At 40.7% G+C, this 24,761-nt stretch carries 20 protein-coding genes and 2 pseudogenes; 6 read left to right on the plus strand and 16 right to left on the minus strand.

Translation table 11 applies throughout. The annotated features are described in order from the left end of the window. Positions 1–216 precede the first annotated feature (216 nt). Entirely contained in the window at positions 217–555 is a 339-nt protein-coding gene (locus K358_RS0103270; protein WP_027695478.1) for a hypothetical protein, read from the plus strand. A gap of 100 nt (positions 556–655) precedes the next feature. Here K358_RS0103270 and K358_RS0103275 read toward each other — a convergent pair whose 3' ends face one another. The 3 genes from K358_RS0103275 to K358_RS0103285 all read right to left on the minus strand — a co-directional run bounded on the left by K358_RS0103275 (position 656) and on the right by K358_RS0103285 (position 3,867). Further along, positions 656–1,690, minus strand: coding sequence for a methionine synthase (locus tag K358_RS0103275; RefSeq protein ID WP_027695479.1), 1,035 nt, complete (start codon positions 1,688–1,690; stop codon positions 656–658). Between the two features lie 19 nt (positions 1,691–1,709). Beyond that, positions 1,710–2,687 (minus strand): DUF1852 domain-containing protein, encoded by a 978-nt coding sequence (locus K358_RS0103280; RefSeq protein ID WP_027695480.1) that lies wholly within the window; start codon positions 2,685–2,687, stop codon positions 1,710–1,712. Positions 2,688–2,982: 295 nt separating this feature from the next. Continuing rightward, a complete protein-coding gene (locus tag K358_RS0103285; RefSeq protein WP_027695481.1) occupies positions 2,983–3,867 on the minus strand; it encodes a helix-turn-helix transcriptional regulator in 885 nt (294 codons plus the stop codon). Between the two features lie 112 nt (positions 3,868–3,979). Here K358_RS0103285 and K358_RS0103290 point away from each other — a divergent pair, with 112 nt between their 5' ends. Both K358_RS0103290 and K358_RS17970 read left to right on the plus strand, forming a co-directional pair. Next, on the plus strand, positions 3,980–5,374 hold the full coding sequence (locus K358_RS0103290) for an MATE family efflux transporter (RefSeq protein ID WP_027695482.1): 1,395 nt from the start codon (positions 3,980–3,982) through the stop codon (positions 5,372–5,374). Positions 5,375–5,560: 186 nt separating this feature from the next. Next, on the plus strand, positions 5,561–5,851 hold the full coding sequence (locus K358_RS17970) for a hypothetical protein (protein ID WP_038149624.1): 291 nt from the start codon (positions 5,561–5,563) through the stop codon (positions 5,849–5,851). Between the two features lie 76 nt (positions 5,852–5,927). On the opposite strand, the gene K358_RS17975 is transcribed toward K358_RS17970, so the two are convergent. From K358_RS17975 to K358_RS19550, 9 genes and pseudogenes are all read right to left on the minus strand, one after another. Further along, positions 5,928–8,198 (minus strand): tetratricopeptide repeat protein, encoded by a 2,271-nt coding sequence (locus K358_RS17975; protein ID WP_038149627.1) that lies wholly within the window; start codon positions 8,196–8,198, stop codon positions 5,928–5,930. 184 nt (positions 8,199–8,382) lie between these two features. Next, positions 8,383–9,324 (minus strand): LysR family transcriptional regulator, encoded by a 942-nt coding sequence (locus K358_RS0103305; RefSeq protein WP_027695483.1) that lies wholly within the window; start codon positions 9,322–9,324, stop codon positions 8,383–8,385. Between the two features lie 87 nt (positions 9,325–9,411). Then, a complete protein-coding gene (locus tag K358_RS17980) occupies positions 9,412–10,680 on the minus strand; it encodes a BatD family protein (RefSeq protein ID WP_038149630.1) in 1,269 nt (422 codons plus the stop codon). Then, entirely contained in the window at positions 10,677–12,365 is a 1,689-nt protein-coding gene (locus K358_RS0103315) for a VWA domain-containing protein (protein ID WP_027695484.1), read from the minus strand. Before K358_RS0103315 ends, K358_RS17980 begins: the two co-directional genes overlap by 4 nt. Beyond that, a complete protein-coding gene (locus K358_RS0103320) occupies positions 12,358–13,404 on the minus strand; it encodes a vWA domain-containing protein (protein ID WP_038149633.1) in 1,047 nt (348 codons plus the stop codon). Before K358_RS0103320 ends, K358_RS0103315 begins: the two co-directional genes overlap by 8 nt. Then, positions 13,401–13,904 carry a DUF4381 domain-containing protein gene (locus K358_RS0103325; protein WP_027695486.1) on the minus strand — a complete coding sequence of 168 codons (504 nt, stop codon included), beginning with the start codon at positions 13,902–13,904 and terminating at the stop codon, positions 13,401–13,403. Before K358_RS0103325 ends, K358_RS0103320 begins: the two co-directional genes overlap by 4 nt. Beyond that, positions 13,901–14,845 (minus strand): DUF58 domain-containing protein, encoded by a 945-nt coding sequence (locus K358_RS0103330; protein ID WP_027695487.1) that lies wholly within the window; start codon positions 14,843–14,845, stop codon positions 13,901–13,903. The genes K358_RS0103325 and K358_RS0103330 overlap by 4 nt, the downstream gene beginning before the upstream one ends. A 10-nt stretch (positions 14,846–14,855) precedes the next feature. After that, positions 14,856–15,173: pseudogene (locus K358_RS19545) on the minus strand (AAA family ATPase); the annotation flags it as partial. A gap of 77 nt (positions 15,174–15,250) precedes the next feature. Beyond that, positions 15,251–15,842: pseudogene (locus K358_RS19550) on the minus strand (AAA family ATPase); the annotation flags it as partial. A 303-nt stretch (positions 15,843–16,145) separates the two neighbouring features. Here K358_RS19550 and K358_RS0103340 point away from each other — a divergent pair. Next, positions 16,146–17,693, plus strand: a complete 1,548-nt coding sequence (locus K358_RS0103340; protein ID WP_027695489.1) for an arylsulfatase — start codon at positions 16,146–16,148, stop codon at positions 17,691–17,693. A gap of 100 nt (positions 17,694–17,793) precedes the next feature. Further along, a complete protein-coding gene (locus K358_RS0103345; protein ID WP_027695490.1) occupies positions 17,794–18,780 on the plus strand; it encodes an HAD family hydrolase in 987 nt (328 codons plus the stop codon). Between the two features lie 108 nt (positions 18,781–18,888). Here the strand turns inward: K358_RS0103345 and K358_RS0103350 are convergent, their stop codons facing one another. The 3 genes from K358_RS0103350 to K358_RS0103360 form a co-directional block, all read right to left on the minus strand. Continuing rightward, positions 18,889–19,611, minus strand: coding sequence for a YebC/PmpR family DNA-binding transcriptional regulator (locus K358_RS0103350; protein WP_027695491.1), 723 nt, complete (start codon positions 19,609–19,611; stop codon positions 18,889–18,891). Between the two features lie 122 nt (positions 19,612–19,733). Further along, positions 19,734–19,943, minus strand: coding sequence for a DUF3283 family protein (locus K358_RS0103355; protein ID WP_027695492.1), 210 nt, complete (start codon positions 19,941–19,943; stop codon positions 19,734–19,736). A 255-nt stretch (positions 19,944–20,198) separates the two neighbouring features. Further along, positions 20,199–20,396 carry a hypothetical protein gene (locus K358_RS0103360; RefSeq protein ID WP_027695493.1) on the minus strand — a complete coding sequence of 66 codons (198 nt, stop codon included), beginning with the start codon at positions 20,394–20,396 and terminating at the stop codon, positions 20,199–20,201. A 406-nt stretch (positions 20,397–20,802) separates the two neighbouring features. Between K358_RS0103360 and K358_RS17985 the strand changes: the two genes are divergently transcribed. Further along, positions 20,803–21,267, plus strand: coding sequence for a hypothetical protein (locus K358_RS17985; RefSeq protein WP_051241153.1), 465 nt, complete (start codon positions 20,803–20,805; stop codon positions 21,265–21,267). A 106-nt stretch (positions 21,268–21,373) separates the two neighbouring features. Here the strand turns inward: K358_RS17985 and K358_RS0103370 are convergent, their stop codons facing one another. After that, positions 21,374–23,350, minus strand: coding sequence for a replication initiator protein RctB domain-containing protein (locus K358_RS0103370; RefSeq protein WP_027695494.1), 1,977 nt, complete (start codon positions 23,348–23,350; stop codon positions 21,374–21,376). Positions 23,351–24,761 lie beyond the last annotated feature (1,411 nt).

Raw genomic sequence — 24,761 nt, forward strand, 5'->3', positions numbered from 1 at the left:
TTGTTGTGTAATGGTATCTGCGAAAAAAAACACTTCAAATATTCAGCGCGTGATAAGTAGATTCCTGCTCTCGCTTAGGCTCGGCTGGAATGACGATCTAATAATGTTTGAGAATCCAAATCGCCGCCTTTAATCACTCAATCCCTACTATGCTTTCCCCCTGATAATGATAGAATCCCCGCATCAGAATTATCGAGACTCTAGGTATTTTAAGTAATGTTTATCCATCATGTTAACGACATCGACTGGCTGGTGATTACCGCTTTTGAAGAACTGAAAACACTATTTATTGAAGAAGCCGGTGATGTTCCATCTTGCTTTTCTACCACCAGCGAATTGAGCCTGATTGATCAAGCTAAGCACACTTATGGATATTTACCTAAACTCGGTGGCACCATCACCGATACGGGTACTTTTCAAAGACCTAATAATGAAGAAGATTTAAATCCACAGCTTGCTTGTCTAGTTGAAGGGCGTGGTCGGGTGTTTATCTATCACGGTGGCTTTGTTGCTTTTGTGGATGATGAGCAAACCTTTATTACCCGCATAGACTAAAACTATAAAATCCGATAAACAGCTCAGTGTTTATCGGATTTTTTATATGTGTCAAATTTAATGGATCAGAGCGCGTTAACTACCCTACCCATTGTGACGTTTATTTACTCAGAGCCAATTCATCACGCACAATTTGGGCACCCGCACTCAAGGCGCGCAATTTTGCTGAGGATATATCTCGGGAAAGTGGTGCCATGCCGCAGTTGGTGCAAGGGTAAAGCTTATCCGCATCCACGTACTGTAGTGCTTTTCGTAGTGTATTGGCGACTTCTTCCGCTGATTCAATGGTATCGGTGGCGACATCAATTGCGCCAACCATAACCTTCTTACCTCGGATCAATTCGAGTAGTTCAATTGGCACGTGTGAGTTATGACACTCCAGTGAAATGATATCGATATTGGATTGTTGTAATTTAGGGAATACTGCCTCGTATTGACGCCATTCTGAACCGAGCGTTTTCTTCCAATCGGTATTGGCTTTAATGCCATAGCCATAGCAAATATGGACAGCGGTTTCGCATTTTAGCCCTTCAATCGCTCGCTCTAAACAGGCGATCCCCCAATCATTCACATCATCAAAAAACACATTAAAAGCTGGCTCATCAAATTGAATAATATCCACGCCTGCCGCTTCTAACTCTTTGGCTTCTTGATTTAAGATCTTGGCAAATTCCCATGCTAATTTTTCACGGCTACCATAGTGATCATCATACAAGGTATCAATCATGGTCATTGGGCCAGGCAATGCCCACTTGATAGGCTGAGTGGTTTGTTGTCTGAGGAATTTTGCATCATCGACAAACACCGAGCTTTTACGACTCACAGGGCCGACAACCACTGGGACACTCGCCTCATAACGATTACGAATAGTCACGGTTTTGCGGTTAATAAAATCCACGCCATTTAAGTGTTCGATAAAGGTAGTCACAAAGTGTTGTCGTGTTTGCTCGCCATCGCTGACGATATCGACCCCCGCTTGGGCTTGTTCATGCAGAGCAATGCGTAAGGCGTCATGCTTGCCATCGATAAGTGCTTGTTCCTCGAGTTTCCATGGTGACCAAAGGGTTTCCGGCTCTGCCAGCCATGATGGTTTCGGCAAGCTTCCTGCGGTTGAAGTCGGTAAAAGTGTTTTCATGATTCGATCCTTTACTTAATTAAGCCGCGACGCTTTTAAAACATTGCTTGAGGCTAGATTGATACGGCTTAATAAAATGTTCTTGGGCAAACTTACCTTGTTCAATAGCAAGGCGGCTGCGCTCTTCACGGTCATACGTAATTTGCGTGAACGAATGATTTGAGCTTTTCAAGCTAGGTTGGTAGTGCTCACCCGCAGTTGCATTCGCGTTGTAAATCTCTGGGCGATAGATCTTTTGGAATGTCTCCATCGTGCTGATGGTGCTAATCAACTCAAGGTTGGTGTAATCATTGAGCAAATCGCCAAAGAAGAAAAAGGCAAGTGGCGCACGGCTTTGTGGCGGCATGAAATAACGTACTTGTAGGCCCATTTTTTGAAAGTATTGCTCTGTGAGTGAGGATTCATTAGGGACATATTCATCGCCAAGCACAGGGTGTTGATTGGTGGTTTTTCGATAAACTTTATTTTCTGACACGCTCAGGCAAATCACTGGGCGCTTGCTGAAGTGGTCGCGGTAAAGATCCGAATCGACAAAGGCTTTAAAAATGTTGCCGTGAAGATCGCCGAAATCAGCGGGAATACTAAATTGATCTTTATCTTTATTATGCTCGCTTAACCGGATACTAAAATCGTAATCTCTTACGTACGATGAAAAGTTATTGCCCACAATGCCTTGATGACGTTGGCCGGTTTTGTTATCGACAATACTGGTTTTTAGCACTTCAATTGATGGGAAAGGATCAGAATGGCTTTGAATGTGCATGTCCACTGAAATGATATCAAGTTCAACGGTGTAGCGATCGCAAGTTGGATTATCCCAATGCGCGAGTGTATTGAAGCGATCGGTGATCATGTTCAGAGTATTACGAAGATTGTTTTGACGGTTTTCACCGCGAGCTAAATTAGCGAAATTAGTCGTGGCGCGAGTGCTTTGCGCTGGCTGGTAGTTTTCATCAAAACTGATGCTTTTGATACTAAATGAAAATTCGTGGCTCATATCGATTACTGTCCCTATATCCGAAAAGATAACGTGCTTAATACCAATCGTACTAATTATCTGATCATCCTTGCTTGCTAAAAGACTCGATAACTTCGTTAGAAATTTTGATTGTAGAATAACTACTTATCGAAAACTTCCGCCTTGTTCTCAAGTATTTTTTCGGCGCAATTTCTGACCACCTAATTAGTGTGATTGGTATAATTTATAACCTTTTAAGCGCAGCATAGATATGTCGTTTATTTACTAATGAAGATGAAGAAAATTCATGTTGCTCGCGATGCTCTACAAAAAATCATAGTTTAGTTTTGCGATAATCCCTTGGTGACATGCCGTATATTTTCCGAAAGCGATGCGTGAAATTATACGGATCGGGATAGCCTAAACGGTGGGCGATCATGGTAATGCTCCAATCGCGGTGATGCAGTAGATCGAGTGCTTTTTCCATTCTCAATTGGATCAATTTTTGGCTTGGGGAACGTTGATATAGCTGCTTGGAAACACGGTTAAGCTGCTCTTCACTCAAAAAGCTTTTCTGAGCAATTTCTTTGACTGTCCAAGGCAAATGCAACTGCGCTTCTACTTGATTAAACACACTGTGCACTCGCATAGCGGCATTCGATGGATTAAGCTCTGTTGATCCCATTAATACTCGAGATAATTCGCTTAATAGCAACTGGCGAAAGGTTGCTCGTCCATGAATTTCTTGATGAGTTAAATTAAGTAGTGACCAGACTGATTCACTCAGATGAGTCTGCTCTACCTTTTGTTTGCTTTGTTGGACTTGCTGCCATTTTTCGGTCGGCGGTAATAAAATCCACGCCATTTTCCAATAAGGATGCTCACCTAGTTCAAAACGAAAAGGCAGACCTTGCGGCAGAACGGTTACACTATTGGGTTGAATATGATGCATACCATGACGAGTAGATAGGCAACCTCCCCCTTCTAAAGTGAACAAAATCGTATGAATTTCAGGTTCACGGCGCTCTACTGAATAACCTTGTGAAAACTCCCCTAGCCCTGCCATCGAAATTTCTTCATTACTCAATTCAGGGATCTCAGAAGACACAATAAAGCGCTCTTTGCATGCTTCAGCCAGATAAACATCATCTTGCCAATGACGGTTGAGCAACTCTTGTTCAATGACGGATTTGCACAGGTTTTTCGAGGTTTCAAACATGTTGGTTTATCCAAGGCTCTTTTATATTTGCCATTCATATTGCTGTGCTTTTTTCGAGCGTAGCGAGTTTGGCTACTCTGCTGACAATGGCCATTATTCAGGGAAATGCGTTATGTCCATTCAACCACACTCTTGCATACAAACCAATCCACCGACTTCATACTTGCCACCTAAGTTGTTTTCTCGGGTAGTGAAGCTGGCGTTTCCAGTGGCGCTACAAAGTGCTTTAGTGGCAATTTTAGCGCTGGCTGATGTATTGATGGTCAGTGATTTTGGGCAAACCGCGACCGCCGCGGTAGGTATCGCGTCACGTTGGCATTTTGTGGCGATCATGATCATGGCAGCGCTTGCTACCGCCACCGGAACCCTTGTTTCTCAATACTGGGGACGTGATGACAGAGAAACCGCTAAAACTGTCACCATGCAATCACTAAAGTTTGGGTCGATTATCATGATCCCGGTAACCATTTTAATGGTGGGCTTCGGCTCGCAAATTATGCGGCTACAAACCGATGATATGCAGGTGATCCAACAAGGTGCTGACTACCTGTTGTATAGCCTACCTTTACTTATGTTGACTCACTGGGTGATCACCGCAGAAGCCAGTTTACGCTCTAGTGGTAACGCGGTACTGCCTTTAATTCTAGCGGCGATTACTATCGCGATTAATATTGGTCTGAACTTTTGGTTAATTCACGGTGGCTTCGGAGTTCCGGCAATGGGCGTTGCGGGTGCGGCACTTTCGACCACTATTGCGCGCGTTATACAAGTACTGCTCATTTATGGGGTGTTAAAATTTCAACAGCATTGGTTAATCATCAGCGATTACCAAAAGCAGAACTCGCGCCTATGGCAATCTTATAAACGACTCGCAATACCGAATGCGTGTAATGCGGTATTGTGGGCCTTTGGTACGCTCACTTACCAGATGATTTACGGCCACATGGGAACCACAGAGCTAGCCGTTTACAGCATGATTGGGCCATTTGAAGGCTTATGTTATGCGATTTTTATGGGTATCTCAGTGGCTTGCTCGGTACTGCTTGGCCAATCTTTAGGGCGAGATGAATACCTACAAGCACAAGCGATGTCGAAGTTTTTCATAAAGTGCATTTTAGTGATGGGAGTGGTCGCTTGCGTCATCATGTTGCTACAAAGACACAATGTGATCACCTTTTTGGATCTCGATAGCCCTAACTTCAGCGGCATTGCTGATCCGGCTTTTGTGGTGATGAGTTTTGCGATTATTATCCGCATGCTTAATATGCTGATCATCAACGGTATATTACGCGCTGGTGGCGAGAACCATTTCTGCTTACGCATGGATTTCATTGCCATGTGGATGGTCGGCATTCCACTCACCGCTTACGGCGCTTTTGTCGCAGAATTAAGCTTTGCTTGGGTGTACTTACTAATGATCTCAGAAGAAATCGTCAAACTAAGTCTATGTTTTACACGTTATTTAAAACGTAAATGGCTGAATAATTTAACCATTCAGACTATTTGATGATTTAGTGACTAGGAAGCTTAACGTTAGCCACAACCAAGAACTTTTGTATGGTGTGAAAGAGATAAAACAGAACTGAGAATTAAATCGCAAAAAGCCAAGACGTATTCTATTGCGCCTTGGCTTTATTATTTAACTACTCCATGGTGTGGTCATTAATCAAGCAAAGACCTACGCAAACTCACCATGAAAAAAATCGCCTTCATCATCTTAGTTGGATTAGCTATTTGGCAATTTTTTTACCAAAGCGCGCCCAAAAATAATGCTGATTACAAGCCTCAAATAGCGGCATTTTTTGATATGGGTAGTGCAGCGTCATCAAACAAACCCTCACAACAAGGTTTCGCCTGTGATAGTCGACAAATGTGCAATGAAATGTCGACTCAAGCAGAAGCGGCCTACTTCTACCAACACTGCCCTAATCAACAATTACAACTCGATAGTGATGGCACACCTTGCGGTAAGTTCTTCGATTAACACGCCACTCTAAACACAAGTAAAAAAGCCCGAATAGGTTAAATTCGGGCTTTCTAATGACACTAATATTGGTCATTTACTTATTTGCTTGAACCTTCAATTGCTGAATAAAGGCATCCACTTGAGGATTATTCGGCACTAATTTTTTCAACTTCTGCGCATATTGTAATGCAGAAAAATACTCTCCTAATTCCGCATATTCCTGCGCTAAAGCATAAGTAAGATCAGGGCTAGTTGGAGATAACTGATAAGCTCGCTCTAACGCTGCAACTGCTTTTTTCAGCTGACCTTGGTCTTTCAATAGTAGTGAATAAGTGTAGTGATACCTTACATTATCCGGCGCTTTTAATGTTGCTTGCTCCAGCTCGATTAACGCTTTCGCTTTATCCTGACTACGCACATAACTCATGGCTAGAGAATAATAGAGCGAGGCATTATCCGGTGCGATCTCTACACCTTTTAATAACACTTTCTGAGCTGCTGCTTCATTATTTTGACGGCGATACACATCGGCTAAGTTCACATAAGCTGGCACAAAATTCGGCTCAACTTTGATTGCTTGATTGAAATGATTTTGCGCTTCATCTAAACGGTTTAAGTTAATCGCCAAGCTCCCTAATGCCGCATACGAGAAACCACGATCACTTTGATAGGCCTGGACTTGACGGTATTCATCAAGCACCTCATTTAATTTATCTCGCTCTTGAGCCGAGAGTTTTGCAGATTGGGCAAGATCCGGCACGACAGGTGCAAGAACGCGCGCCGCTTCTGTTCTTATCGATAACGCATCATCAGATAATAATGGGCTCAATAAACTCCATCGTTGTGCTATCGGAAAGTTTTCCGCCGCTTCAATCGCCCCTAGTTTTTTTAATGACTCATCACTTTTAACTGCGCGTGCAATCGCCACCATGGCATTGGCATCAGGAAGTGCCGACATGCGACTCAATGCTGAAGCACGTACAATATCGCTATAATTGGCATCTTGAGCAATTTTAGATAGCTCGGTGCTGGACGTCAGCATGCCAGTATCTGCTTGGTGAAAGACATTACCGTAATGCGCACTACCTTGATACTGACTATTCGGGTACCACGTTTTCAGTGATTGTTGTGCCCACTTATCATCTTTATCTTGATGGCATTGCGTACAAGCATTCGGCGAGCCGGTCGAGATACTTAAATCCGGTCTTGGCACTTTAAAGCTATGATCACGCCTCGGGTCTACTTGCATATAGGTTGTGGCTGGCATGTGACAATCAACACACTGATTACCTTGCTTAAATTTCGCGTGCTTATGGTGGGAATCCGTATCATATTCCGTCTTAGTGTGGCATTGCGTACAAGTATCATTGCCAAGCAACTTTAATTTACCGGAATGAGGATTATGACAGTTGGTACACGTGACGCCTTTTTCATGCATTTTACTTTGCATGAAAGACCCCCAAACATAGACCTCATCGGAAATTTGACCATCAGGATAATATAGATCGGAAGACAGTAGTGATGGCGTAAACGCATTCACAATATCTTGAGGTGACGTGCGATCTTGTAACTGAGCTCTGCGAGCATGGCAACTGGCGCATGTATCCACTTGTTGGCTATCCACCAGCGGCTGAACAGAAACCATTTTCCCATTTTCATTTTTATGGAACATAGGAGTACGCATCTTGATATTGACGTCATACCCTTTGTTGGCAATCTTCTTATCACCATTTGCCCATTTTATATGTTTCGCATCATCTCCATGGCAAGCATTGCAACTGACATTAACCGCTGAAAACTCAGGTTTATAGGTTTTGGTTTCAGCATCATAATTCTTCTTATAATCAGTCACATGACAATCTGCACACATCTGATTCCAATTTTGTCCCTTTTGAGTCCAATGAAACGTATCATTGGGGGTTTCATCAGGATGAAGAACAAACCAACGTTGCCCACCTTCTTGCTGAGAGCGAGAATCCCAAGCAAAAGGAATAAATTGCCACTTCCCCTTACCCGCATCGAATAAATACTGCTGTAGAGGTTTATAACCAAAGGTATAGATAATATTTAAATGATGCTGTTTGCCTTGCTCATCGACAAAATCCACCCACAGTTTGTTGTCATCATCTTGAGTAAAGGTTGCAGGCTTACCTAAATATTGAATACTGCGACCATCAAACTGCCCTAAGCTAATTTCTGGGGTGGCTTGTTCCATGGCATGAAAGTGATCGGATTGCTTCCAATCTTCAACTTGTTTCTGATGGCAACTGGCACAAGATTCAGAGGCATGTTCTGTATTAGCTAGATTAGAAAAACTGATACAACTTAAAATAATCGCTAGATACAACTGGCTAATAAACTTCACATAAACCCCATTGATAGATCCCTCAAATGACTATTATTATTTTACATTGATGTACTATGTTTGTGCTTTAAACTAACTTGTTATTTTAGTTATAGATCATATAACTCTTTTTTATCGGCTCTTTCGATAGTCTATACCCAAGTAACTTCAAGGTGCGAGTTTCAGCAAGAATAAAACAAAGCCGTTAGTACTCTACTTCTCCCATACGATGTTTTTCACTTTTATCTTTATATTCTAATGCTTTGTGAAGCTGCTCTCGTAACCACTGATGCGCTGTATCTTGAGTTCGGCTTGGATGCCAAATTGCACTAAACGTCATCTCGGTATTGTCAAAAGGAAGCGATAATAGTTTCACGGGATATAACCCTTGAAAAGATTGCACCGTCGAAATAGGTAGAATACCAATAAAGTCAGTAGTAGAAATAAGCGATAACATTTCTGCCGCCCCGGGAACTCGATGGCGAATATTTCTCTTTTCAATAAACTTCATATGTTCATCACTTAAGATACTACCTCTGACTCTCCACTGAGAAAGTGCAATATGCTCTTCTGCAAAAAAAGCCTGATAGGTAAGGGTGTTATTGATCAGCCTAGGGTGGCCTTTCCGACACACAACACAGCCTTTTTCGGTTAATAACACTTCGTGCTTAAGGTTTGAACGAGCTGGTGGGGTGATATCTATAATTAAATCATAGCGCTGTAACCGTAAATCACTCTCATAATCTTGAGTAAATAATGGGTGTATTTCTAAGTTAATATTTGGGGCTATGCGTTGGATTAATTGAATGCAGTGGTTAAACAACTCACTACCCACCACAGAAACACAAGCAATAGAAAATGTTTTATTCGAAACTTTAGGATCAAATTCCGTTGAAGCAAATAAAGTGGCGCTAAAGTTATCTAACGCCGCTTGAAAAGATGGATAAATATCCATGGCAAATGAGGTAGGTTCTACGCCTAAACTTGATCGGTGAAAAAGAGGATCGTCATACACATCACGCAAGCGCTTCAAAGCTTTACTTACCGCAGGTTGACTTATCCCAAGACGTTTTGCCGCTTTCGATAAACTTAACTCTTCATAAATCACAATAAATATCGGGATAAGGTTTAAATCTGCAGACTTCATACGCTGACACCTAAAACAAACAAGATTGATTTCATTTCAATTACAATAAGTTAACACAATGACAAACAAGTTTTTGACGTATTCGTCTTATTTGTCCGATATTTTATCTAATGCGTTTTTCAACTTTAGTGGTTGAAGTAGATTCTTTTGCTGTGCTTTTCTGGCTTTAATTAATTTCCAGTAACCTTTGAGTTGCTTATTATCAGCGTCAGAATCAGCAATGCGTTCCGTCAACGTTTGCAAATCATCTACTTGAAAAAAAGCATCTTTATTCATTACTTTTTTAAGTTTGATATACAGCAATAAGCGTGCGGTTTTGATGTCTTTGTTTATCAAAGATTGTTTAAATTGAATAAACAGTGGCAACGGACGATCTCGATAATAACGCCCTACTCCAAGCACCAAGATAACAATAGCCACCAAACCAGATACGAATAAGCTAATCTCAAACCAATAGGCGCTAAGAAAGGAGTGTAAAGTATGCTTCACTTGAAACGACTTTCCTTCAATATGAATCGTTTCAACCCTTTGCTTGTCACTATTCCACCAAACAACATTAAAATCTGGGAATGTTACTTCTCCACCTTGTTGCATCACATAAACCACTTTGTCTTCACGGGTCGATTGATAATCTCCGCGAACACTTTTATCCACTAATTTAGCGGGATCAGCATAAGCCTGATAATGAGGAGTGCTTTGTCCTTCTAACCATTGTGGTAATAAAATGGAAAGTGAATCATCCGCGGTGATTGTGAGAGTGCGGGTAATAGTATCTCCCACTTTTAATTGGTCATGACTGCTTTGCCAGTTTTGTGTAACGCTGACCTTACTTGCGGCAAACCACTGCTTCTTATCGGTCAATTGAGCATCTGGTAAGGCGGCTTTAAAACTGAACTCATGTGTCGTGACCGTACCTTGTGTTTTTTTACCGCCTTCTCCGGCAATCGTTGCTGTCACGGGGATTTGAGGAATCGTAAAAGTCCCTGAAGATTGAGGATACAATGTGATTTCCCAACGTTGATGAGACCATGTAACCCCTCCTTTACGGTCGGTATAATTCGTCGCAAGCTGGTTTCTTTGCTTAACGATCAAATTAGGGATATCAATTTTACCAATCGTCGTAGGCCCCAAGAACCAGCGTGGTGTACTAACATCAATCGTCAGTACAATTTGCTCATTCACTGCGTAAACTTTTTCTGAATCTCTTGATTGTGTTGTATGTTCAGGGCCAATCCAGGTTTTCACAGAAACAGAATATGGGCTTGAAGAAGGCGACACTTCATCAGCTTGCGCAATAGGAACAATACCGAGCAAAACTAAGCCCAAAAAAGTCAGCATTAAGCTTAATCGCTTCATTCTGGCACCTCTTCGTTTTCTGACGGCACACTAGGTTGTTGCAGTTGCAGCATAAACTTACGAGCTAAGAAACTTTTAGGATCGGCATCGACTTTTTTGAGCCATTTATCTGCTAATTCATCGCTCCCCAAAATTTGTTCAGCGTTCAACGTTTCTTTTTCCATGGCTTGGGCAGAAACTTGCTCTTCCGCCCCTTCGCCAGTTTGAGGTTGATCGCCAAGCTCTTTACTGGCTTCCGGCCCTTCAGCTGATCCCGCTTGGCTTTGACTCATGCGATTCACATCTTCAACAATATTGTTGATCACTTGTAAGTTATGCTGAATATCTTTTAGCAAGCGAGGAGCGATATCTTCTTTTGCTGCAAGCTGTCGAAGCAAATTACGAGCTGCCACATATTCTCTTTGATGAGCGAGAGCACTTGCCGCGTAATATAAGCTCACATCCGAGTTGGCTTCAATAAACTCAGCCTGAGCCAGTTTAAATTCACTCGCATAGTAATACGCAATACCTTTACGCATCGGATCGTTAAAATGTTTCGCCGCTTCAAGGTACTTCAAATCATTAAAAAGCCATTGACCTTGCTGGTCTGGGGTGAGCCATAGGTCCACCCACCATTGTGAAACCCGTTGCCAAGTTGTGATCTTTTGGGTCGCTGCTGGCTTTTTCGCTTGTAAGTAAACGGAAGCTTGAGCAGGTAATGGTAAAAATGACAACGATAATGCACCAATTAGGCACCATTGCACCAACCAGCCTTTTCTAAACCACAATAACGTCAGGATAGTTAACACAACAATGAGAGGGTGACTCATGTCTTTCCAAGGCATGGCTGATTCACCATTTATTTGCATATTGCGTTTAATTGCATTGTTTAGCGTTTTTAGATCACTGTCGTCCACTGAAGCCATGACTAATCGACCATTCGTTTCACTTGCTAAGGCTTTAAGCGAATTCATATCAATAGGGTCATTGACCACAAGATCAGGGTTACCAGCGGCTAAAATTAATAACTGATAAGGTTTATCTTGAAAAAATTGTGCATAAGCATCAATAGCTTGAGGAGTTACACCATCGGTAACGAGCAAGACAGTTCCACCTAATTTGCCTTTTAATAGTTGGTCAATAATCGGTAGCGCCTTATCTGCGAACTTTCCCGATTCCGGCATAATATCTGGACTAATAGCAGTTAAAAATGGTGTGAATACCGCGCTATCTTGAGTCAGTGGCATTGCGGTGTGAGCTGAACCCGCATAGACCACTAAACCGGTTTTTCCACCAGCACGTAAGGCTAATAGATCACGTATTTTTTGTTTAGCTCGCTCAAGCCTGCTCGGAGGTAGATCGGTTTCTAACATTGACTCCGAATTATCTAGAACCACTACCATTTCGGCTTTGTCTTCGCCAAATGGTGAAGCCTCTCTTTGCCATGTAGGGCCTGCACAAATCAATAACCCGATAGAGATACATAGCGCTAATACTTTCAGAGGTAATTGCTTTTTCCAACCATGTTCACCAAGTGTTAATACTTTACGTAAATGTTCAGGTAATACTTCAGCCCACTGAGGTTTATCTTCATCTCGCCAACGTAACCACCATAAAATCCCTAAAGGAATGAAGCCCACCAACCACCAAGGGCGAATAAAATGAAACTGACTTAGAATCTGCTGCCACACCAGAGAATCAAACATGCTTGCTCTCCCGTGTATTTATATCACTCGTAGGCTGAGATCGACCTGTCGAACGCCCCCTCCTAATCGTCGCGATAAGAAATAGACTTGAATATAAAACAATCACCACCATCACAAAATAATGCTGCAAAGAAACTTTAGGTCGATAAGTCATACTTTCATAAAGTTGCGGCTCTAAATCATTAATACTGGCATAAGCTTGCTTTAAGCCCTCACTGTCTTTTGCTTGATAAGCCTTTCCACCTGTCGTGCTAGCAACATGGTTGATGATATCCATATCCATGGCTTGTTCACCAACGGTGCTTGGATCTCCCATGGCAATCACATGAATACGAACGCCTTTGGCAGCAGCAACTTTCGCCGCATCAATAGGTTCGACAAAACTACCAGTATCATTGCCATCGGTGAGCACTATTGTCACTTTTTGGCGTTCTGAGCCTGGTGTGGTTTGCTCAAAAGTTTTAATCGCTAAACCAATCGCATCACCAAGGTGAGTACTCTCTCCCGCCATCGACACATCAGTTTGCTCTAACAGGGTTAACCAAGCATTATTATCCGCCGTAAAAGGAGTTTGAATAAAAGCGGCATCACCAAACAAAATCAGCCCTAGACGATCGCCCTTACGCTCTGCCACAAAATCTTGTAATACGGCTTTTGCTGCATCCAAACGATTAACTTTGTTACCTTGTTGATCGGTAAAATCTTGTTCAGACATCGAGCCGGATAAATCCACAGCAACCATGACATCTCGCCCCATGCTTTCACGCGTTTGAGGCTCTCCCAACACTTTCGGTTGGGCTAAGGCAATCACTAAACATCCCCAAGTGATAACCAGCGCAATACGTTGCCACCAACTGGCTTTAAGTTGTGTCGCACCTTCCGAGGGCTCTTCCCCTATCGCTTCTATCAGTAAGTTGAAGAAAGGGACTTTGGTCGCGGTTTGTTCCGTTCGATAAGCAGGCAGTAAGAAATAAACCAATATCGGCAAAGGCAAAATCCAAAACCAATGAGGGCTAGCAAATTCAAGTGATGACATCATGATGCTCTAGCTCCTTGTGACTGGTGCTCTCTTATCCAAAGTAAACAATGTTGATGAACTCGCTGTTTCTCTTCTATATTCAGCGCTTCTTTACGACTGTTAAGTGACTGCATCCACCGTCTAAGCAACTCGTTTTCCATCTTCGAGTGATCACAGGGAATATACGCATTTAAAGCTGTCTGAAATTCTTCACCATACAAAGCTTGATCCGCAGGGTTGAGGTAACCCATCACACGCTTGATGATCACAAAAGCTTGATACTCAAATTGAGGATTATTGATATCTAGTGTGTTAATGACCTCGATAGCCTCACGTCGATAGCGGTTTTTCCACCAATTTTGAGCTCGCTTATACAACCAGATAGAAAGTAATATCAAACCAATGGCAGACAGTATTTTCCAACCAATAGTTTGCGGCCACCAGCTCACCGGATCAGGTAATCCGACATCATGTAATTGCTTCAAAATATAAGTAGATGGTGGGGTTGGCTGGTTGCTCATATCTGCCCCCCTATCGAGCGCTTGTACTGCCTGATATGTTCTCCACGTGTATCCAAATCAATGAAAGGTAAATTGTTGATCGCCATAATTTTAGCTAATTGCTCGCGTTTTATATGGCTTGTGGAGCGGAGAGTTTCATTAGCCGTATCAATCTTTGAAGCGGTATCTAAACTAAGTTGGTAATGCCCATCACCAATCACCCAACGGCTATTGGTTATCTGCTCAGGAAGCCATTGCTCCATAGGGTCTGATACCATCAAACTTAAAATATCATTGTGTTGTTGTAAGTATTGCAGCCTTTTAATATCTAATTCAGTCGCATCATTCCAATCACTGATCATCACAATGGTTGCCCCTTTTAGTTTTAATTGAGCGATACTTTTCACCCAATCACTAAAGTGCACATGGCTAGCATTCTTAGATTCAATGTTTAATGCTTGGTTATGTCGAGCCATCTCATTGAGGTCCCTTAACAAACCATTTTGTGAACGTTGAGCTTTATGATGGCTGATATGGTTAGGGGTAATAAAACTAAAACCCACGCGATCGTTATCTTTAAGTGCTCTCCATGCCGTTAATGCAGCAATTTCAGCAGCCACGACAGATTTCATCGTATCTTGTGAGGAAAAAAACATCCCACTACGTTGATCAACAGCAACCAATACATGTCGATCTTTCTCTTCAGTGTAGGTTCTTACATGAGGTTTGCCGGTGCGGAACGTTACCTTCCAGTCTAAATTCCGAATATCATCGCCCAATTGATAATGACGAAGTTCTTCAAAATTCAGCCCTCTTCCTCGAAAGCGAGAATTATGTCGCCCCGCCAAGGCCGTGCCAGCATTCATTTGCGGTAAGAAGCTAAAAGCATGGGATTGAGCTTGAAGATGAACTAAACGAGAGAACTCACAATATACTCTAGGATCAAAGTCTTGCGCCGCCATATTGCCTCTCTTAGCCTATTGCCACACAACTTAATAACTCATCAATCACTCGCTGGTGAGTCACGCCATCGGCAAGCGCATCATAAGAGAGGATAAAACGATGGCTCATCACCATAGGAACCATGGCTCGTATATCATCCGGTGTCACATGATCACGCCCATTAAGCCAAGCGTGAGCACGAGCGCATTTATCCAAAGCAATAGAGGCGCGAGGGCTTGAGCCTATTTGGATCCATTGGCTTAACGACGAATCGGGATAATCGCTTGGTGTACGAGTCGCCATCACTAGATTAACGATGTAATCTTCAGCCATATCAGAAACTTCAATCGCGGCAATTTCTTTGCGCGCATCAAACACCATTTGAATATCAAATTGAAAAGTTGAGTCATCGGTAATCTGGGATTGTAGGCTTCCTTGTTCTTCACTACGCACTAAACGAATAATATCTTTCTCGGCATTTGCCTTCGGATAATCGACATTCACTTTCAATAAAAAGCGATCCATTTGCGCTTCTGGTAACGGGTAAGTGCCCTCTTGTTCTATCGGGTTTTGAGTCGCCAATACCATAAACAACTCTGGCAATTGATGCGTTTTATCCCCAACCGTAATGGTGCCTTCAGCCATGGCTTCAAGTAATGCAGCTTGAACTTTTGCCGGCGCACGGTTGATTTCATCAGCTAACACTAGGTTATTGAAAATAGGCCCTGCTTGAAAATGCAGTTGATGGTGACCATCCACCTCTTGATATAGCTCGGTTCCCGTCACATCAGAAGGTAATAAGTCGGGAGTAAACTGAATTCGACCAAATTGAGTTTGTAACGCATTGGCTAACGCCTTTACTGAACGAGTTTTCGCCGTGCCTGGTAAACCTTCCAATAATATGTGCCCACCGGTTAATAAACCAATGACTAAAGCATTAACCACATGAGATTGCCCAATCACCGACTGTTCAACATGTTCGACTAAATATTTAATAGAATCACGATTTATTGTCATGTTCACCTCATATAATCACGCAAAAAAAACATCCTTTATTGCAGTATATACGGATAAAAAATAACTTCCGGTTATAACCTTTATAATCACTTAAAAAATCAAAAAAGGAAATTAACAAACCAATAAAATTAAATATAAACAATTAGTTAAAAACAAAACCTGCTATTTTAAGCAAATGGTTTAGACTTATTAGTGTTGGGTATTTCATCATCAGGTTGTGCGATAAAATATCTTGTGAACAACACTAAGCGGAAGGAATGGTATTTACCAACCTTTTCATGGACTATCGCGCTGGAGGATTTCATGCGTAATTTTTTTAAGACGGCAATAGTAATAAGTGGGGCATTAGCTTCATTTAGTAGCTTTGCGGCATCGGATAAACCAAATGTTTTAGTCATCATGGGTGATGATATCGGTCAAACCAATATTTCCGCCTATTCAATGGGTCTTGTTGGCTACCACACCCCTAATATTGATAAAATTGCTAACGATGGTGTTATTTTCACCGATTATTATGCAGAACAAAGCTGCACCGCGGGTCGCTCTACCTTCATTACAGGACAATCAACACTGCGTACTGGTTTGGCTAAAGTGGGTTTACCTGGTGCTGATGTGGGTTTACAAGATCGTGATGTGACTATTGCTCAACTCTTAAAACCACTTGGTTATGCAACTGGCCAATTTGGCAAAAACCATCTAGGTGATCGCGATGAATTCCTACCTACCCAACATGGTTTTGATGAATTTTTTGGTAACCTTTATCATTTAAACGCCGAAGAAGAACCAGAGCAACGTAACTACCCGACAGACCCTGAATTTAGAAAGAAATTTGGCCCACGTGGCGTGATTCATTCTTATTCTGACGGAAAAATTGAAGATACAGGTCCACTGACTCGTAAACGTATGGAAACCATTGATGAAGAGACCTCATCTGCGGCAATGGATTTCATGGAAAAACAAGTTAAAGCAGATAAACCATTCTTTGTTTGGTGGAACGCAACTCGTATGCACTTCCGTACTCACGTCAAAGAAGAAAATCGTGATAAACCTGGTCTTAACTCACGTACTGAATATGCTGATGGTATGATTGAGCATGATAATCAAGTCGGCGCTATTCTTAAAAAACTTGATGATCTAGGCGTAGCGGATAATACCATTGTGTTATATACCACTGATAATGGCCCACATAAAAACACATGGCCAGATGCTGGTAATAGCCCATTCCGTAGTGAAAAAGTCACCAACTGGGAAGGTGCTTACCGTGTTCCTGCTATGATCCGTTGGCCTGGTCACATCAAACCAGGCAGCATTGCCAATGGTATTGTCAGTGGTCTTGATTGGTTACCAACAATAACCGCCGCTGCGGGTGAAACAAACATAAAAGAAGAGCTACTTAAAGGTAAAAAAGTAGGGGATAAAACCTTCAAAGTTCACCTAGATGGTTATAACCAACTACCTTACCTAACCGGTAAAGTAAAAGAGTCACCACGTAAAGAATTCTTCTACTTCAATGATGATGGCCAATTAGTTGGTCTTCGTTATGAAAGTTGGAAAATTGTCTTTATGGAACAACGCACGAAAGGGACCCTAGCTTTATGGGCCGACCCATTCACACCATTGCGTACTCCTAAGCTATTTAACCTACGTTCAGACCCATATGAAGAAGCCGATATCACATCTAATACCTATTGGGATTGGGTAATGGATCATGTTTATTTATATGTGCCGGCTCAAGCGTATGTGGCGAAATTCTTAGAAACATTTAAAGAGTTTCCACCAAGCCAAACACCAGCAACATTTAACTTAGATGACGTGATGAAGAAACTGTCTGAAGCTCCCACCACTAAGTAATTAACTGAGCGTAATATAAGGCCTGCCACTAATCGCAGGCCTTATTTTTATCAAGTTAGACAAAAAATAACGTATTGCTCGTATTAATTAAGGACACATTATGAAATTTTTACGGATATTAAGTGTGGTGATGGTCACTGTAATAAGTCATCAAGTATTCGCCAGTACTGAGGTTGATCCCCTACCATCATGGAATGATACCGCAACTAAAAAAAGTATTATTCAATATGTTCAACAAACCACCACTCTCGACTCAAAACAATTTATTCCTGTATCCGATCGTATTGCGACATTTGATAATGACGGAACTCTATGGGCGGAAAAACCGGTTTACTTCCAACTGTACTTCGCACTAGAACAAATAAAAGAAAAAGCGAACCAACATCCAGAATGGAAAACACAAGAACCTTTTGCATCCGTGTTAAAAGGCGATCTTGAAGGCGTTAAAAAATCAGGCATGGATGGTCTAGTGAAAATAGTAATGGCGAGCCATACGGGAATGAGCACTGAAGAATTTGATGCATCAGTAAAAGCTTGGCTAAAAACGGCACGTCATCCCGATAGCCAACGCCCATTTACTGAAATGGTTTATCAACCGATGCTAGAGCTACTACATTACCTACAACAAAATGATTTCAAAACCTATATTGTTTCCGGCGGTGGTGTTGATTTTATGCGAGCTTGGGCCCCGGAAGTTTATGGTATACCGAAAGAGCAAATTCTAGGTTCTTCAGTGAAAACTGAATACAAATTCGTTAATGGCAAACCTACCATCATGCGTTTACCTGAAGTAAATGTGAATAATGATAAAGCTCAAAAGCCATTAACTATTCAAACCTATATCGGTAAAAAGCCTGTTTTCGCAGCTGGTAACTCTGATGGGGATTTAGAAATGTTGCAATGGACAAAAAGTTCATCGTATTCAAGCTTTGCACTACTCATTCACCACACCGATGAAAAGCGTGAATGGGCTTATGATAAAAACTCTTCCGTGGGTCATTTAGAAAAAGCGCTTCCATTAGCTAAAAAAGACAACTGGAACGTAGTGGATATGAAGCAAGATTGGAAACAAATATTTTCTGATTAACCACTTTCCAATCGATGATATAAAATTCGTTTCCTCAAAAATAAAAACACCGAGCTTTAATTGCTCGGTGTTTGCTTATCACTTTCTTAAATTATTAGACAGGCTCACTTAGCCTTCTAATTCAGCGTTGTGATAGACCTGTTGAACGTCATCACAATCATCTAGCATGTCTAAGAACTTCTGGAATTTAACCGCATCATCACCCGTTACTGGTGTATGGTTTTGCGGAACAAAAGTAATTTCTTCAACATCTACAACAAGATCTGGATATTCTTCATTTAGTGCGGTTTTCGCTTTAAAGAATTCAGTATGAGGAGCAAAAACAGTAATCACGCCATCTTCTAGCTCAATATCTGTTACATCCACATCTTTCATCATTAACGCTTCTAATACCGCTTCTTCGTCTTCACCTTTAAACTGGAATACAGCTTGGTGGTCAAACATATGAGCGACCGTACCAGGGCTACCAATTTTTGCGCCTGTCTTAACAAAGCATTGGCGAACATCTTGGAAGGTACGATTGCCGTTATCGGTTAAACAGTCAACGATCACACTCGCGCCACCAGGAGCAAAACCTTCATAGCGTGCTGGTTGGAAATCTTCACCACCACCGCCACTTGCTTTATCAATCGCTTTTTCGATAACGTGAGCAGGTACGTTATCTTTTTTCGCTTTAGTAATAAGATGCTTAAGAGATAGGTTCATATCAGGGTCTGAACCACCATTTTTAGCGGCAACGTAAATCTCTTTACCGTATTTAGAATAAACTTTAATTTTTGCGCCAGCTGTTTTTGCCATTGAGGCCTTGCGCACTTCAAAACTTCTTCCCATGGGAATGTTCTCTCTGATTCAATTTAACGCGTTATATTTATCATAAGAGTTTGCGTATCACTATTACCATTCAAGCAAACTGGCAATATGTCTCTTATGAATACCGATAACGAATTCGCGATTTAAGCGACACCCATTATCCGTTTGTATTTTTGGACTGCTTGTTCGAAGAATAAACGTTCATCTTCATTACGAATTTTTTCAGCCTCAGTTAGCAATAATTCAGGCCCAGCTTTTGCTTGCTTTAATTGCCAAACCGCATACGAAGCTTGTTTATCTAATTCGATTTTATTTTTCTCAGTTGGAGGCAACAAAGATAAATTTATAGACATTGAAATGGCCTATGTTCAAGAGTCGTTAGTCACAGGAATATACCATATCAGGGGGCAAATGATAAAAAGATATTCATCGGTTTACAGTGTAAATTTGAGATATTTAGCGGCAAGTAATTCAACTACCTTACTAAACAAACCATATTGCTATACCTATACCCAAGTAACTTCCAAAACAGAAAATAAAAAGACAGAATGAATAAACACCCTGTCTTTATCAACTTAACTAACTTAATCTGAAGTTAGTTAATCATCTTAATGCAGTAAGCCAAGCTCTCTCGCTTCTTCTAGCGTTAGACCACACTCGCGAATATCTTTTAACATTTCAATTCGACGTCGCGCTTCTGCGCTTTTCATTTGCTTTGGCGTTGCCTGAGAATTCGAATCATCCTTGTTGTCCCAATTTGTTGCAATTCCAGTCATGTCATCATGAACAATTGAATTAATCGACATAAGTACCTCCAGAAACCATGTGGAAACAAAGTGGATATTAAGCAAACCCATACCCACTTGTTAAGTAAATAAAATACAGAGTGTGACTAAACTCAGAGTTCAGAAACAAGTTGCGCTTTCCATTCCATTTACCGCTTTTGTTTCTATTTAACTGGGTGTAGCGTCAAAGATCTCACCATCCTAAACATGACTATTTCACCGGTCATATTTAGGAATTAAACCATCACTTAAAAATAAATAGCAGATTGGCGCATTTTAAGTAATTTTTTTGTGCTGGCAAGATCAAGAAGTGCAAATTTTATATTTTTTTATCAATATTCAGTGAGATTTTTAGCCTGTCTAAATAAGCGTCATCCGATCAAATCGGCTACACTAAGAAAATACTCATCCAAGAAAGAGGCTCGCAATGGAACTCAGCACTTGGTTATTTCGCCTTCAATGTCAGCAGCAAGATACAGGCAGTCATAATATTTCAGAATTAGTGTCTCTTATTCACTCCCCTCCTCCACAACTTTGGTCGGAATCGGAGCCATTATCAGAGACACATATTAAAGCGATAATATTTTGGTTTGATGGTTGTTTACAGCTATTTCGTTATTTTGATGGGCTCGAACACCACCAATTAGCTTACCAGTATACTCAATTGGCTTATGCTCGCTTACAGAGCATAACCGCCAATCCACATACTCAAATCGAGCTAAGATATTGGGGAGCCGCTTATCTTGATCAATTAACAGTGATGATGTTGGAGTTTTGCCAAAGACAACCAGAGTGGCAGCAAGAAAGCTATCAGCTCATAGAGCTGCATATTGCGTTTATGACACCGTTAGGAGAACTAAACATGAAAAATAAAGATCAAAGTAGCCTTTAAGCATACAACTTGATCTTTTAATACTTGATCATCGTTCCAAAAACATGAATAAGCACTTCCTTGATCATGCTTTCAGTTTTAACGCTAACTATTTGAATCTAATTAATTAAGAAACATTCGCCATTTCGTCTAATGCACGCATAACCGTTTCATCAAGATGACCATCAAACACTTGCTTGCAAACTTTACGTCGTACAGCAAGCCCTGCAATTAGTCTTTCAATCGAAAGATGTTTAGATTTGGTTTCTTGATTAAATAACTCAATGGTTTTACTTAATGTTTCGTATGGCAGCACTTCCTCGCCAACATGCAACCAATCTAGTTTACTCATAAGCTCGTCACATTCTTCTTTGATTGAAGCGAATGGATGACCAGTCATTGCCGATAACGCCGTTATACTGCGTTCTAGAGCTTGTGGTGAGGTATATTTAGATAGAGTGATCGTTAACTCATCGGCATTGATCTCAACAAGGTGCTTTTTGAGCTTCACGCGACGACCTAGGCGGCCTCTTGGTGACGGATCTTTTCGTTGGATCGGTTCAAACTCACCGTCAATAATTTCCGCTAACTCTTGTAGTTTTTGTTTAGAAACCAACTCATGGCGTAATGGATTTGGCAGTGTTGGAGCCATATTACGCTTGCCAGCATTGGTGGTGCGAGCACGTGAAAATCTCAGTACTTCTTCAGCGTCACAGCGGATATTGATCTGATAATCTTGAACTTTTCCTTTATCCATTATGGTGGTGATCGTTAAGTGATACCCCCATAAATTCACCACGAAAAGATCCTCTGTTGTTTTGCCTTCCGATAATTTTCTTAATTCACGAATAAGATCCATCGAAAAACGACGCCATTCGATGTTACGAGCGAGTTTCTGGTTAATCTCACTAAGCAGCATGGATTCAGTTAAACGACGTACCAGACGGCTTCTGAAGAAGGTATACAGTTGGAAGACCAAGGTATGCTGCTTCAGAATTTCTGGGGGGAATAAGAAAAAGTAATCTTTGGTCAATAGTTCTTCAAAAAATGAAGGCTCCCAAACTAAAATATACAGGTTAGGCTTAATTCTAATTTCGCCCGAGGCATTTTCTGTTGGTGCTTCATCTGATGCCGTGATCGTACGAGCAATAAAACGGAAACGATCACTCTTAAAGCCTTCTGGCATATTCTCACTGAGCCAGCGTCCTGTTAATTCATGCAATTGAAAATCAGTAAATTCGATTCTATCAATACTGTCTCGGATTGAATCCCGTGCTGGTCCACTGTCTTTTTTACCACGTAAAGACAAAATATCAGTGATATACAAAGGGGTTTTATTTGGCATCTGTTTAGCATTCATATGATAATCATCCTGGTGATGATCATGATATTGAACGGTTAGTGTAAACAAAGCAAACAGGGTCATGAGATCGTCAACCGTCATGATATTTTTTGATGATCGTGTTTCAATGACCGCTCGGGTTCCAGAAATAGAAACCATTGATTTTTGATAATTTTTTCTTGTTCTTGGTGGTGCTAAAGCCTGATCTATAATACCCGCCCAGTTGGTCGGTGAAACCACAAATTGATCCGCTTCATCACGCATTGCTGGTGGCGTATATAAACCATGTTCATTGAGCAATTGACGGTTCACTTGAGTTTGCGCCAGCGCTTTAGAACGTTTTTGCTTTTCGGTTTGGCGAGTGGAATCTGTTTTTAAGCTGGTAGAACCAAGTACAGAAATTAATTGATTTGGATTCACGAAGGTATGGAGCATTGTTTTGCCAGCAAGACCTTCTTCAAATCGAACTGGAATTTGACCAAATAAGCCGATAGAGACAGCGGCCCTTAATCGTTGTTGAATTGCAGCGCGAGTTAATTGTCCATCAGTGGCTTCAATTAATTCAGTGGTAGAAACTAAACCATCTTTGCTGGATAAGCCTTTAAGAGAAATTAAATTTAATAGCTCAACAATGCTTTTGGTAACACCTTTGAAATGTTGATATTGCTCAATCCAATCGATAGTGTGTTCTGAGATCTGAAATAAGTGACCATCTTTGTGATTTCTAGGTAATTTGATCAAGATCTTTTCTTGGGCTGGCATATCAATTCCATTTGTCATTGGATGTAAATCTAATATAGTTCCAAAAGAATAAATAAAAAAGATCAAAAAAGAAAGAAAAAAATGCTTTTCTTTTAATAACTGATCTTTATGTTTATTTGATCTTAAATGGTTATATGATCTTATGATCTGGCTGGGATTTCACTTTTAAGTCCATGAATATAAATAAGTTATTTTTTTATCGTTTGAAAGCATGATCATAGAGAATTCAGAACGATGATCATTACTTAATTGAAAGCATGATCAATTTGATACAGAAGCATGATCATTAATTTAATGAAGCATGATCAAACAAATAGTGAAACGATGATCACCTACTATTGACATGTTATCCACAGATCATAACAGCCGATTTAGTTAAAAATGGAAATATAGTCTGCTTTTCACTTTTTATTGCTTATGGAACGATGATCAAGCTGGAGCACTATAGTTCATCGTTCCTTCTATTATTATAGCTTGTCTCTACTGCTAGAAAGATTGATCAAGGCTATTAGTCGTTGATTGGCGACACTAAAGCGTGTTTTTAGATAAAAAATGTCACTTCAATTTACACTCAATGTAATCTATACAAGGCTTTTCATGCTTCCGAGGCTTATTTATGCTTGATCATCGATCCGAAAGTGATCTTAAAGTGAATGAACACTTTAATCCTTGATCATGCTTCCTCTATATTCACCTTATATTTGATAAATGACCGATTAAAATAGAAATGATCCCTGTTTTTCAATATATCAACTTTTGTATGGAGGTTTGTGACCATTTCCATCGCAGTTATGGAACTATGATCAAGGCTGTTTTATCGATCCAGCTTGGCTTAAAATTGTATTATTCATTTATTTTTTAGAGATTAATGGACAATTTATCGCTTTGAAAATCCTAATTTTAGACTATTTCATTCATATTCTTCACTTATGTTGTGTATATATCCATCGTACTTGAAGCTGCAGCTTTGGTGATGGGCCCTAATCACTCAGGAAAGCTAAACTCATGGGGTCTCATTCACTTGTCGCCTCACTGCAACTCTGAGTATATAGTTACAAGCTGAAATTGGTGTATTTTCCCTATCTGCTAACTTCTATATCTGGCTATAGACAAATCAATTCATTCATTTTTTGTATCGTTAATCTTAGTTTGGCTTGTTCCTGATAATTTGTTTATTTATATCTTACCCTCCCCTCTTATCGATTGGTTATTTGTTAATAGCCTGCTTGCTTTATCATTACTTTTATGTTGATTCGACAATGACCGTAATTTTATCTATTTAATTAATCGTTCCGTAGTAAAGAGTATTTACATTGTAAATAAGTGACGCTGTAACTGTTAAAAAGTTTTGCTGTTTTAGGGTAAATTATGCTGAAAAATATGTGAGTAAATGCACGTTTTTATCTGTTAT

Origin of the sequence: Vibrio litoralis DSM 17657 (assembly GCF_000426765.1) — a bacterium.
Lineage (GTDB): Bacteria > Pseudomonadota > Gammaproteobacteria > Enterobacterales > Vibrionaceae > Vibrio > Vibrio litoralis.